At 66.5% G+C, this 12,258-nt stretch carries 9 protein-coding genes and 1 tRNA gene; 3 read left to right on the top strand and 7 right to left on the bottom strand.

Going from position 1 to position 12,258, the window contains the following annotated elements:
* Positions 1-26 precede the first annotated feature (26 nt).
* From AC3IRM_RS11810 to AC3IRM_RS11795, 4 genes are all read right to left on the bottom strand, one after another.
* Complete coding sequence (locus tag AC3IRM_RS11810; protein WP_489203339.1) at positions 27-1,199, bottom strand: hypothetical protein; 1,173 nt, start codon at positions 1,197-1,199, stop codon at positions 27-29.
* Between the two features lie 100 nt (positions 1,200-1,299).
* A complete protein-coding gene (locus AC3IRM_RS11805) occupies positions 1,300-1,959 on the bottom strand; it encodes an HNH endonuclease (RefSeq protein ID WP_489205914.1) in 660 nt (219 codons plus the stop codon).
* A gap of 94 nt (positions 1,960-2,053) precedes the next feature.
* Positions 2,054-3,844, bottom strand: a complete 1,791-nt coding sequence (locus AC3IRM_RS11800; RefSeq protein WP_489203338.1) for an acyl-CoA dehydrogenase C-terminal domain-containing protein — start codon at positions 3,842-3,844, stop codon at positions 2,054-2,056.
* Between the two features lie 52 nt (positions 3,845-3,896).
* A complete protein-coding gene (locus tag AC3IRM_RS11795; RefSeq protein WP_489203337.1) occupies positions 3,897-4,370 on the bottom strand; it encodes an LEA type 2 family protein in 474 nt (157 codons plus the stop codon).
* A 153-nt stretch (positions 4,371-4,523) separates the two neighbouring features.
* Here AC3IRM_RS11795 and AC3IRM_RS11790 point away from each other — a divergent pair.
* Positions 4,524-4,599: transfer RNA gene (locus tag AC3IRM_RS11790), tRNA-Phe, on the top strand.
* A 589-nt stretch (positions 4,600-5,188) separates the two neighbouring features.
* Here AC3IRM_RS11790 and AC3IRM_RS11785 read toward each other — a convergent pair.
* Positions 5,189-6,184, bottom strand: a complete 996-nt coding sequence (locus tag AC3IRM_RS11785) for a sulfate ABC transporter substrate-binding protein (RefSeq protein ID WP_489203336.1) — start codon at positions 6,182-6,184, stop codon at positions 5,189-5,191.
* A 105-nt stretch (positions 6,185-6,289) separates the two neighbouring features.
* The gene (locus tag AC3IRM_RS11780; RefSeq protein ID WP_489203335.1) at positions 6,290-7,810 is read right to left on the bottom strand and encodes a M20 family metallopeptidase; all 1,521 of its coding nucleotides are present in this window, start codon (positions 7,808-7,810) and stop codon (positions 6,290-6,292) included.
* A gap of 207 nt (positions 7,811-8,017) precedes the next feature.
* Here AC3IRM_RS11780 and AC3IRM_RS11775 point away from each other — a divergent pair, with 207 nt between their 5' ends.
* Entirely contained in the window at positions 8,018-8,374 is a 357-nt protein-coding gene (locus AC3IRM_RS11775) for a ComEA family DNA-binding protein (RefSeq protein ID WP_489203334.1), read from the top strand.
* A gap of 440 nt (positions 8,375-8,814) precedes the next feature.
* A complete protein-coding gene (locus tag AC3IRM_RS11770; protein WP_489203333.1) occupies positions 8,815-9,435 on the top strand; it encodes a HutD/Ves family protein in 621 nt (206 codons plus the stop codon).
* A gap of 121 nt (positions 9,436-9,556) precedes the next feature.
* On the opposite strand, the gene AC3IRM_RS11765 is transcribed toward AC3IRM_RS11770, so the two are convergent.
* Positions 9,557-11,959 (bottom strand): TonB-dependent receptor domain-containing protein, encoded by a 2,403-nt coding sequence (locus AC3IRM_RS11765; protein WP_489203332.1) that lies wholly within the window; start codon positions 11,957-11,959, stop codon positions 9,557-9,559.
* Positions 11,960-12,258: the final 299 nt, after the last annotated feature.

Here is a 12,258-nt window from a genome sequence, read left to right as displayed (position 1 = left end):
CATCGATGCGCGGTCGAGTTGCCCGTTCAGCGGCCGCGCAGACGGGAGAAGAAGCCGCCCGGACGCACGGGTGTGTCGACCACTTCGGGCGCTTCGATGAACGGCTCGGCATACCCTGTGGCGAGGTTCGCGTTCACGAACCGGATGACGTCCTCTGCGGGCAAACCGCTTGCGGCGACGATTTCGTCGAGCGTCGCCGGCCCCTTCATCATCGCCGTGGCGATGCGGAAATGCCGGGGGTACTCCCGCTCGGTCTGCGGCCATTTGTTCAGCTGGTAGCGCGCATCGGGATCATGCGCGGGCGACAGCGTGCCATCTCCGTCCAATAGGCCACCCAGCCACACCAGGCGCTGGAGTGGCTGGGCCGTGCCGGACGCCAGGGCCTCGCGCGACCAGGTCGCGTCATCGACGGCTTCGATCGCATCCCGTTCGATCGGGCCATCGAAATACTGGCTCAGCGGCTTGAGCGTCGAGGGGCCGTGGTACTGCTGCGCATCGAAATCGAGCCACAGCGTCGGTCCGGTATTGCTGCGATACCGGCGGCGCCCGCGCAGTACGCCAGCACCGACCCAGGCCGCGAAGGGCAGGGCACGTTCGGGCTCCGGCTCCGGTTCCGGTGCAGGCTCGAGCGCGGGTTCGACTGTCGACTGCGTCATCGGTTCGGCTGTCGACTCGGTGACGTGCAGTGTGGCGACGGTCGCTGCGTTGTCGGTCTGCGTCGGCTCAGGCGCCGCAGTCGGCGCCGTCGTCACGGGTGCATCGTCAGGTGCCGCCGAGACGACAGGCGCCTCGCGCGGATCGCGCGCTGGCGCGGCCCACTCGGCAACTGCCGCGACCGCCGGCACATCCGAGGAGGGCGCCGTCGTCGACGGCCCTGCACCCAGCGCGACGTCCTGCGTGGCGGCGATTTCACGCAGCAGCGCGACCATCGCGTTGTCGTCGAACGGACGTCCAAGCCGGAAATGGGTCTGCACGCGCGGCGCGGACGTCAGGCCGACGATCTGTTTGCCTGCCGCGTGCAGGCGCAGCCAGCTCATGGGGCCGTACATGCTGTCCATGTCGACGATGACGTGTTCGGCATCGGACTCGGGCACCAGCAGGAAGGACTCGCCGAGTTGGGCGTTGGCACCGGCGAACGCTGCACGCAATGCAGTTTCAGTGGCGGTGTCCATTCCGCTCAGGGAGATCGTCAGGGTCATGCAGGGAATACCGGGCCACGTTGCGCGACATGCGCCGTCGCTGGAGTGTATCGAGTGCAGCCGATGCTGTGCAGCGCACGCGACGCGCAGCCCGCAGATATCACCCCCGATCGCGGCGTGGCAGATGGGTGCTGAGGAACGCCATCTGATCGGCGAGGATGTTGCGGTTGCTGAGGATCAGATGCTCGATCCAGCTCGGACGGAACGGCACCGCCAGCAACGGCATCGAAGCCTCCTGTGGCGTGCGCGCCCCCTTGCGCGAATTGCAATGGAAGCACGCGGTGACCACGTTCTCCCAGATATCCAGGCCACCGCGCGACAGAGGTTCGACGTGGTCGCGTGTCAGCGTCTGCCGACCGGCGCGGCGACCGCAGTAAAGACACAGCTGGTGGTCGCGGGCGAACAGCGCGGTGTTGGTCAGCGCTGGCGTCGGGTCGGTCGCGCTGGGGCGGACATGGCTGCGACCGGCGATGATCGGATGCAGATCCATGCGGCTTTGCTGACCGGTCGCGCGGCACATGCCGCCATGCACCGTCATGCAAGGGTCGCCTAGCGTCCAGGCGACCGCGCCACGCGCATACAGACACGCGGCGTCCTGCCAGCTGATCCAGTTGAGCGCACGGCCATGCGCGTCGAGTGCGAGCAGGCGAACTGCGTCGCGACGCGGGACGTGATCAGAAGGTGCGGGGGAGGCTCCGGCGTCCAGCGCGTTTGCAGCGCCGGTGGGGATCAGGCGTGTGATCGCTCTGTTTGCCTCCATTACGTTCGAGCATATACCCGATCGATGACACTTTGTGCAACGGATTGCATGCACGTCGCGATGCCCGGCGGCAGTCGCGACGTGCATGCAGCCCTCAGCTGTCGAGCGCTTCGTCGGCGATCGACAGCAGCGAGGCGGGACCACTGGCGATCGCCGCTGCGTGCGTCAGGGTGCGCGGCAGAATACGCGTGAAATAGAAGCGTGCGGTCTCGCGCTTGCCGGCTTTGAAGGTCTCCGGCCGCGAAGACCCATCGGCCACCGCGACGCTGCGCGCCCACCAGTAGGCCAGCGCCACGTAGCCGGAGAAGAACAGGTAATCGTAGGCCGCTGCGCCGATCTCCTCGGGATCAGCCGCGGCGCGCTCTGCGATCGAACGCGTCAGTGCCTGCCACTCGCCGGCTTTGGCGCGCAGCGGTTCGATGAATTCGGTGAGCGACGCATCATTCGCGTGTTCGAAGCAGAAACGCTCGATCATGCCGAGGAACACGCGCAGGCCCGCGCCCTGCAGCTGCAGGGTCTTGCGGCCCATCAGGTCCAGTGCCTGGATGCCGGTCGTGCCCTCGTAGAGCGTGGTGATGCGCGCGTCACGTGACAGCTGCTCGATGCCGTGCTCGGCGATGTAGCCGTGGCCACCGAAACACTGCAGCGCATGGTAGGTGCACTCGTTGCCCCATTCGGTCAGGCAGCCTTTGACGATCGGGGTCAGGAAGCCCAGCAGGTCGTCGGCCTCCTTGCGCGCGGCGTCCTCGGCGGCGAGCTCAGCGCTGTCCACCAGCGAACCGGCGTGGTACGCCAGCAGACGGCCGCCTTCGGTCAGCGCCTTGCAGGTCAGCAGCATGCGGCGCACATCGGGCTGCACGAGAATCGGGTCGGCAGGCTTCGACGGCAGCTTCGGGCCCGACAGCGCACGCGACTGCAGCCGTTCGCGTGCATAACGCAGCGCGTTCTCGTAAGCGCGCGAGGCGAGACCCAGTCCCTGCACGCCGACGCCGAGGCGGGCAGTGTTCATCATCGTAAACATCGCCATCAGACCCTTGTGCGGCTGACCGACGAGATACCCCTGTGCGCCGTCGAAGTTCATCACACAGGTCGCGGACCCGTGGATACCCATCTTGTGCTCGACAGCGCCGCAGCGGACGGCGTTGCGCTCGCCGACGGTGCCGTCGCGGGCCACGCGGACCTTCGGCACGACAAACAGCGAAATGCCCCGGCTGCCTTCTGGTGCGTCGGGCAGGCGGGCCAGCACCAGGTGCACGATGTTGTCGGTGAGATCGTGCTCGCCGGCGGTGATGAAGATCTTGGTGCCGGTGATCGCATAGGTGTCTTCCCCGACCGGCTCGGCTCGGGTCTTGAGCAGTCCCAGATCCGTGCCGCACTGCGGCTCGGTCAGGCACATGGTGCCGGTCCAGGTGCCGGCGATCAGCGGCTTGAGGAAGACTTCCTTCTGCCAGTCCTCGCCGTGGTGGCGCAATGCATTGACCGCGCCGTGCGACAGCAATGGAAAGTTGCTCCAGGCGAGGTTCGCGGCGTCGATCATTTCCTCCAGACAGATGCCGATCGCGTGCGGCATGTTCATGCCGCCGAACTCGGTTGGTGCACTCATGCCGGTCCAGCCGCCTTCAACGAACTGATCGTAGGCGGCCTTGAAGCCGTCGGGCGTGGTGACTGCGCCGGTAGCCTTGTCGAAGCGAACGCCCTGCTCGTCGCCGATTCTGTTGAGCGGGGCGAGCACGCCCTCGCACAGGCGCGCACACTCGTCGAGCACGGCGTCGACGGTCTCGCGGTTGGCGTCGTCGAAGCCGAGTGTGGAGAACAGGGACTCGACCTGCAGCACGTCGTGCAGCGCGAAGCGGATGTCGTTCAACGGGGCGTGGTAGGTGCTCATGCGTCAGGCTGTCTCGGGTGCGTGTTCGGATCTGTGAAGGAAAGTGATGGCATCAGCGCATCACGCCGGGCAGGCCGGGCACGGGGGCCAGCGTGCTGTCGCGACGTACGGTGTAGTCCCGGGCGCTGCCACGGTCGTCGGGCGCGGCGCGGATGGTGCCGTCGAGCCGGTAGGGCAGCGCGCGGGCCGCGGCGAGCGCGTCAGCTGCATGCAGCCGGCCTTCCGGCGACGGCACGAGTGTGAGGCTCAGGATGTCGGCCGATTCCGGGCCGATCGTCAGCGCCGGCGAGGCGTCGATCGTGCCGGCCGATTCCCCGTCGACCGAGAGCACGAAGCGGAGCGATTCGAAGCGCATGGGGATGCTGCTGTAGTTCTGCAGGCGCAGATCGATGGACCAGCTGCCGTCGGCACCGACGCTCAACTGCTGAAGACTCGCGGTGGGTTCGGACACGCGACGTTGTCCGGTCACGCAGGCAGCAAGGGCGCCGGCCATCAGCAGGATCGTCAGCAGTTTCCACGGTTTCATGCGCGGCGCTCCGGTTGCGGGTGGAGGCCGATCTTAACGCGTCGCCGGTCGCTGACCGCCGCCTGGAACAGCCCGGGACGCGGCGTGCGACACGAGTTTTCGAAAAACGGTTGCCGTCCGCGAGCCTGCCCCGTATCATGCGCCTCCCGCAGTGGCCGGGTAGCTCAGTTGGTAGAGCAGGGGATTGAAAATCCCCGTGTCGGGGGTTCGATTCCCTCCCCGGCCACCATTGCGACAAGGTAAAGGGCCCGCCAAGTGCGGGCCTTTTGCGTTCTCGGCCTTCGCAATTTCCTCATCGGCGCGCGGTTGCGGGGCGATCACGGGTTCGTGCCGCCTGCCGTTGAGATTGTGCGAGACCGAGCACGTGCCACATGTTCGTCTTCGCTCAGGTCGTGGGGCTGCAGGCCAATCGTCTTGCGGCCTTTGGCCCCAGCGCTTTGGATCGTCGTATGCGGTACGGGACGATCCCGGCATCGCGCCCAGGCCTCCGCTATTCGCGGTTCCCTGCAAGCGGCGCTGTTTCGAGCGCAAAGGCACGTCAGGCTGTTCGTGCTCGCGCAATTCGGCGGTGACTCTTGCACGTTCCAGGGGTGCGCCGCGGAGCGCGTATTCCATTTGGGCATCTGCGGTTTCGGACCGGCATCCGGAGACGATCACCCAACCGTGCGCGTCGCGATCCTGGCCTGGCGTTGTGGATCGCCAGTTGCTGCGCGCGGATGGCGTGCGTGATCGCGTGTTCGCTGCGGTCGACGTTCTGATGAGCGCGCGCGGACTTGCTGGGTTGGCTGGACGACGCCTGCGCCAAACGTGTTTCGAACTCAGCGCGCTGGCGCAGCGCGGAAGCGGTCGTACAGTCCGCCGTCGGCGAAATGCGTGGCTTGCGCCTTCGACCAGCCGCCGAATGCGTCGTCGACAGTGACCATGGCCACTGGGCGGAACCGCGCCAACTGCGAAGCCGGGACGCCTTCGCGCCGGACAGGACGAAAGTGGTGCTGCGTGACCAGCCGTTGTGCGGCCGGTGTGTACAGCATGTCCACATAGGCGTCGGCCACTGCGTGCATGCCGCGCGCATCGGCGTAGTGGTCGACGACCGCGACCACCGGCTCGGCGCGGATACTGATGCTCGGATAGACGATCTCGAACGCCTGACTGGTCTGCGGATCGGCCAGCACGCGTAGCGCCTCGTTTTCCCAGGTCAGCAATACATCGCCGGTACCACGCTCGACGAAGGTGTCGCGCGCTCCACGGGCGCCTTGATCGAGCACCGGCACATTGGCGTAGAGCTTTCGCATATAGCCCAGCACGGATCCGCCGTCGCGATAGGTTTGCGCTGCCCAGGTCCAGGCAGCGAGATAGCTCCAGCGCGCGACGCCGGATGTCTTCGGATCCGCGGTGATCACGGCGACGTCGCCGACCAGATCGCCCCAGTCAGCGATGCGCCTGGGATTGCCCTTGCGCACGAGCAAGACCACGGTGGAGGTGTAAGGCACGCTGTCGTGCGGCAGCCGGTCACGCCAGTCCGCACGGAGCAGCCCAGCGGACGCGATCCGGTCAACGTCGGCGGCGAGCGCGAGCGTCACGACGTCCGCCGGCTCGCCCGAGATCAGCGCATCGGCCTGCGCGCCGGAGCCGCCATGTGACTGCAGCACCTCGACATCGTCACCACTGCGTTGCCGCCAACTGGCCGCAAACATGCGGTTGTAGTCGACGTAGAACTCGCGCGTCGGGTCGTAGGAGGCGTTGCGGAGAACGAGGTCGTCTGCCGATGCGAGTACCGGCAACGCGAGACACAGCAGAAAAGTGATCGAACGCATCGCCATCGCCAGACTCCGTGGGTGGCCTCACCGCCACTTTACGTGGCGGCCGGGACACCTGTCGCAACCGCCGCGGCCAGCGGATCCGCCGGCACGCCGCCGCCCTCAGCAGCAGCCGTGGTCGCCGTGCCGTGTGCCGCTGTCGGCCACGACCGCCGCACCGGTGGTCTCGCCGCGCTGGCCCGCGTGGTGGTGCTCGGTGATCACGCGCGCGACGCAACTGGTGACACGCTTGCCCATCTCGATGTGCAGGAACTCGTTGGGACCATGCGCATTGGAGTGCGGGCCGAGCACGCCGGTGATCATGAACTGCGCGCCGGGGAACTTCTCGCCGAGCATGCCCATGAACGGAATCGAGCCGCCTTCGCCCATGTACATCGCCGGCTTGTCGAAGAAGGCCTGGCTTGCATCGTCGATCGCCTTCGCGAGCCACGGCGACATCGCCGGCGCATTCCAGCCGGTTGCGGCCTTCTCCAGCACCAGGGTCACGGTTGCACCGTTCGGCGGATCGGCCAGCAGGGCTTCCTGCAGCAGTTCACCGGCGCGTTTGCCGTCGACGGTCGGCGGCAGGCGCAGCGAGAGCTTCACCGCCGTATGCGGCCGGAGCACGTTGCCGGCCGACTGCAGCGACGGAATGCCGTCGACGCCGGTCACCGACAGCGCCGGGCGCCAGGTGCGGTTGAGCACCAGTTCCGACAGGTCTTCCGAGACGTGACCATCCGGGGTCCTCGGAAACATCGGCTCGAGCGCGCCGGTCAAGGGGAACTTGTCGTAGATCGCGGTATCGAGCACCTCCGCCGCGCGACGCGCCTGGTCGAGGCGTTCTGCCGGAATGTCGGCATGCAGCCCGTCTACCAGGATGCGCCCGGTCATCTCGTCCTCGATCCGCGACAGCAACTGGCGCAGCAGGCGGAAGCTCGACGGCACCACGCCGGACGCATCGCCCGAGTGCACGCCTTCGTCGAGCACCTTGACCGTCAGATTGCCGCCGGCGAGACCGCGCAGCGAGGTCGTGCACCACAGCTGCTCGTAGTTGCCGCAGCCCGAGTCCAGACACACCACCAGCGAAGGCTTGCCGATGCGATCGGCGAGGTGGTCGACATAGGCCGGCAGATCGTAGCTGCCGGACTCCTCGCAGGCCTCGATCAAGACCACGCAGCGGGCATGCGGCAGGCCCTGCTCGTGCAGCGCCAGGATCGCGGTCAGCGAGCCATAGATCGCGTAGCCGTCGTCGGCGCCACCGCGGCCGTACAGCTTGCCGTCGCGCAGCACCGGCTTCCATGGGCCGAGATCGTCGTCCCAGCCGGTCATCTCCGGCTGCTTGTCGAGATGGCCGTAGAGCAGCACGCAATCGTCGTCACTACCCCCGTTGGCTGCGGGAATCTCGATGAAGATCAGCGGGGTGCGGCCGTCGAGGCGGACCACCTCCAGCACCATGCCGGGGATCGACTGGGCCTGCGCCCAGGTCGACATCAGTTCGACGGCGCGCTCCATGTGTCCGTTGGCGACCCAGTCGGCATCGAACATCGGCGATTTATTCGGGATCCGGATGTACTCGACGAGCTGGGGGACGATTTCGTCGTCCCACTTGGTGCCGACGAATCGGTCGGTCTGGCTGCTGTCCATTCGGTTTTCCAGTGTGCGCAAACCCTGATTCTATCGCGGACGCCCGTGTAGGAATTTTCCTACAGTCGCTCGGGCCTTCGGCTGGCTACGGCCCAGCGGGCGCGCGGATACTCTGTCTGCGTGGTGTTGGGAAGACTGGCAATACCGGCAAGGACGAATGAATCGCCAGTCGGGAATGGATTCCACCCAATACCAAGGAGTTAGGACATGAAGTCGATCCGAGCCGTGCTTGCGTCGCTGTGCCTTTCGCTGCTGTTGGCAGGTACCGCACTCGCAAACGAAAGCGCCGAGAAGGTCAACATCAATACTGCCGATGCAGCCACGCTGGCACGCGTGCTGCACAACGTGGGACAGGCCAAGGCAGAAGCCATCGTGGCCTACAGGGATGAGAACGGACCGTTCCGAAGCGCCGAACAGCTGGCGCAGGTGAGGGGCATCGGATTGCGGACCGTCGAGCAGAACGTCGAGCGCATCGATGTGGGCGCCGCCGGGTCGCAGGCAGGTGCGGCGCGGGCACCGAGCCCGCCCGCCGCCGGGAACAAGGGAGCAGCGCAACTGCGCTGACTTCGACCCACCGCTGACGTCTGCACAGGATGTGCTAGCGCCAGACGAGGAGCAGGACGCTCCACGGGACCGGCAGGATGCCGCTACAGGGACGTATTCGTCGCCCGCTTTGCATTGGATGCAAAGCGGGCGATCCTGTTTCTGAAGGCGGGTGTCCAAGCGGATTGTGATCGATCCTGAAGTCTGTCCGCGTGCCACAGAACGACTTCTCCCGGTGCGTGCACCCGTCCGATTCGAGTGGGACGGAGCCGTGATGGTTGAACGTCCATCCAGCGCGACGGCGACTCTGTCCGCGCGCGGGGCAACGCCCGCGCTGCGGCGCTGCGGCGCTGCGACGGCGGTTTCCGCGTTCCGTAGCCAGTCGGTTTCGCAGGCTCCGCCGGGCTGGCCGGAATGGCGCTGGCGCGGAGTTTCTGGTTCCAACGTTCTAGAATTCGTTCATGAATGCCCAGTCGGCCGGTCCGTCTTCGTCCATCCAGAGGCTCGATGCGCAAGACGCCCGGCGTCTGCGTTGGCGCAATGATCTGGGCTGGACCCGGGAAATCCATGTCGAATCCAGTTCTGGCGAGGATGCGTGGGCCTGGCGTTTGTCGGTCGCAGAAATCGAGCTGACCTCTGCGTTCTCCCGGTTCGAAGGCGTCGAGCGTGAACTGATGCTGCTCACTGGCGACGGGCTGACGCTGCGGTTCGACGACGGCGAGGTTTGCAACTTGCAGCCGCCCCATGCCCGACTGCGCTTCGCAGGCGATCGGGCGCTGCATGGCGAGCCGGTCGGCCCCGGCGTCAGCGCGATCAATCTCATGTGGCGTCCGGATCGCGTGGACGTTTCGACCTGGCATCGGCCGTTGGTGGGCACGATGGTCGTGTTCGTGGATCCCGGGGAGTGCTGGCTGGTGCACGTACTGACCGGACACGCGCATCTCCGGGAGGCCGGGCGGCATGCACTCGAGCGCGGCGACTCCCTGCTGCTGCGAGCGCCGGACGGGCGCTGCCATCATGCGCTCGACGGCGCCGGCGAAGTGCTGCTGGCCCGGTTCCTGCCCGTCGCAGCTGCGGAGTGACCCGAGCGCTTCGGGATGCCTTGGTGATTCTGGACGTATCCGCGCAGACGTCGTCGGCGCGGTCGCGTGATGTCCAGGCCAGCGAGGGCGCCGCCGTACACAGGACGTCGCATCGGAACTGTCAGAAGCGGATGTTGACGCTCAGCCAGAGACCGCGGGCCTTGTCCTTGTTGTTGTAGTGGTCGTAGTAGAGGATCTCTTCGGTCCCGTCGAAGCCCGGGCTGCCATCGAGTTCCCGGAACTCCGTGTCGTAGGTGGTGAAATCGCGATCGAGCAGGTTGTTGATCCGGCCGTTGAACGTGATCGACTCGTTGAGCTTGAACGACGCGCCCAGGTGCAGCACCTCGTAATCCTTATACGTCAGCACTTCGCCGGTGATCGCGTGCAGGCCCCGGTAGCGCTTGGATCGGGCTTCCGCGGTCAGGAACAGGTTGAAACGCTCGCTCGCCTGCCAGTCCAGCGTGGCGTTGGCCATGTGGCGCGCGCTGTTGCCGAGCGGGAGACCTGCCTCGCTGCCGCTCTTCTGCTCGCTGTCGGTGAAGGTGTAGTTCGCGCGGAAGCCGAATGCCTCGCTGATCTGCCAGCGACCGGCGACTTCCGCGCCCTGGATCACCACCTCGTCGATGTTGACCGTCCTGCTGCTCGACGCGTAACCGATGTCGGCGAACTCGCCGGCGCTGGTGCAGGTGAGCGTGGTGCCCGGACCACAGGACTGGGACGCGATCTTGTCGTCGAAGCTGTTGTGGAACAGGGTCAGGTTGAAGTTGTGGCCGTCTGGGCTCTGCCAGTAGACCGCTAGCTCGGTGCTGGTACTGGTCTCGGGCTGCAGATCCGGGTTGCCGAACATTGGCAGCGTGCCCTGCGCACCAAAGCCGATCACACCGTCGTAGAGCTGGGTGGTCTTGGGCGTCTTGAAGCCGGTACTCACGCCGCCCTTGACTGTCCACTGGGGACTGATCGTGTAGACGCCGTACAGGCGCGGGCTCAGATGGTTGCCGAAGATCTCGTGATCGTCCCAGCGCAGGCCGGCAGTCAGCGCGAACGGCTCGGTGATGTACCAGGTGTCCTCGGCGAACAGCGAGTACATGTTGTGTTCCTGCTTTAGGCCCGGCGTGCCGCTTTCGATGCCGAAGATGCCGTCGGTCAGTTCGCCCTGGATCACCTGCGCGCCGAGCACGGCGGTGTGGTCGCCGGCCAGCTGGAACGGAATATCGAGCTTGGCGTCGAGCGTGTACTGCGCGCTCTCGAGCGTGCGCTTGGGACGCGGCAGGAACGTCGATTCCGCCAAGGCACGACGCTCGGCCAGCGACAGTCCGGCGTAAGGGCCGGTGCCGTCGATCATCCGCAGCAGTTCGGCGCGCTCGTCCACGGTGAACGGCATCGTGCGGCCGTCGTTGTTGGTCGCCACGTGCGACAGCGACACGAAGCTGTTGCCGAAATCCCAGCGGCCTTCATGGGTCAGCGACCAGGCATCACGGGTGAATTCCTGCACTGCGCCATAGCCCACGCGCGGATTGGCGCGCCGCGCCCAGGTACCGCCATTGGATCGGCAGGCATTCGCGTTCGCACCGGCGGCGCCGAGGCAGTAGTTGCCGGCGGTGAAGATGCTGTTGATGGTGTCGACGGTGCCGACCGGATATTCCTCGACACCCTGGTCGTTGATCCGGATCGCGTTGTCGTATTCCTGGCGCGAGGTGTCGTAGTCCAGCGTCAGGCTCTGGTTCTGGGTTGGCATCCAGGCCAACGTGATACCACCGGCCTTGTTGGTGTTGTCGACGGTCTTGCCGCCGCCACCGAAGCCAAGCGGACGTGCCCGCTCCACGCCGTCGGGATCGGTGACCGGCGCATAGACGGGGTTCGACGCATCGCGGTCATACCAGCTGGCACGCGCGCTGAGGTTGAGTACACCCGGCACGAGTGGGCCGGTGACGAAGGCGTCGACCGTGGTGTCATCGCCGAACTCGCTGTCCTCGAACGAACGGCTGACCGTCGCCGAGCCATGCCAGGCATCGAGCACCTTCTTGGTGATGATGTTGATGACGCCGCCCATCGCGTCCGCGCCGTACAGAGTGGACGCGGGACCGCGGATGACCTCGATGCGTTCGATCGCGTCGAGCGGTGGAATGTGGTTGAACTGGTTGCCGCCGAAGTTGTTCGGGTAGATGTCGCCGTGATTGTTCTGGCGCTTGCCGTCGACGAGGATCAGCGTGTAGTCCGAGCCCATGCCGCGCATCGAGATGGACCCCTGGCCCGTCTTGTCGCGCGTCTCGCCGACGTCGATGCCTTCGATGTCGCGCACAGCGTCGAGCAGCGTCATGTACGGACGCTTGGTCAGGTCTTCCTGGGTGATGACGCTGATGCTCGCGGGCGCGTCGGTGAGCTTCTGCTCGAAGCCGGCGGCGGTCACGACGATGGTGTCGAAGTCGGTGGGGCCGCTGGCCGGCGCGGTCTCGGCGAGGGCAGGTGCGGACAGCAGGCCCAGCAGCGCGAGCGCGAGCGGACGACGGTTCGGGAGACGGGTCATGGAGATCTCGTGGGCGGAGTCGGGGCGCGGCTTGGCGTCGGCTGGCCGGAGTTGGGAACGGGTGGACGTGCGACAGACCGCGCGACGTCGCGTCTTCTGGGAGGACGTGCGGCAGGCAGGTCGGTCAGCGCGGGGGTGCGCGGCCACGGTGCTGGAAGCGGCGCCTGGCCTGACGCGGCGGGCGCGGGGTATGACGCGCTCGACACGCCTGCGGTCGACGCGGCGATGCAGGCGGGGCGCACGGAGCTGTCGCAGCGCATCCATCGTTGGCACGCGGTGCCGGCAACCGTGATGCCGCG

The organism is Luteimonas sp. KH_071 (assembly GCF_057838005.1).
Note: the sequence above shows the minus strand (reverse complement) of the source record. Positions and strands in the feature narration are given on the sequence as shown.

What these genes read in the sequence shown, in the direction of transcription:
- AC3IRM_RS11795 (WP_489203337.1), bottom strand. Translation starts at nt 4,370, where the DNA reads ATGAAACCGTGGAAACTGCTGACGATCCTGCTGATGGCCGGCGCCCTT.
- AC3IRM_RS11770 (WP_489203333.1), top strand. Translation starts at nt 8,815, where the DNA reads ATGAATGCCCAGTCGGCCGGTCCGTCTTCGTCCATCCAGAGGCTCGAT.
- AC3IRM_RS11800 (WP_489203338.1), bottom strand. Translation starts at nt 3,844, where the DNA reads ATGAGCACCTACCACGCCCCGTTGAACGACATCCGCTTCGCGCTGCAC.
- AC3IRM_RS11805 (WP_489205914.1), bottom strand. Translation starts at nt 1,959, where the DNA reads ATGGAGGCAAACAGAGCGATCACACGCCTGATCCCCACCGGCGCTGCA.
- AC3IRM_RS11780 (WP_489203335.1), bottom strand. Translation starts at nt 7,810, where the DNA reads ATGGACAGCAGCCAGACCGACCGATTCGTCGGCACCAAGTGGGACGAC.
- AC3IRM_RS11785 (WP_489203336.1), bottom strand. Translation starts at nt 6,184, where the DNA reads ATGCGTTCGATCACTTTTCTGCTGTGTCTCGCGTTGCCGGTACTCGCA.
- AC3IRM_RS11775 (WP_489203334.1), top strand. Translation starts at nt 8,018, where the DNA reads ATGAAGTCGATCCGAGCCGTGCTTGCGTCGCTGTGCCTTTCGCTGCTG.
- AC3IRM_RS11810 (WP_489203339.1), bottom strand. Translation starts at nt 1,199, where the DNA reads ATGACCCTGACGATCTCCCTGAGCGGAATGGACACCGCCACTGAAACT.
- AC3IRM_RS11765 (WP_489203332.1), bottom strand. Translation starts at nt 11,959, where the DNA reads ATGACCCGTCTCCCGAACCGTCGTCCGCTCGCGCTCGCGCTGCTGGGC.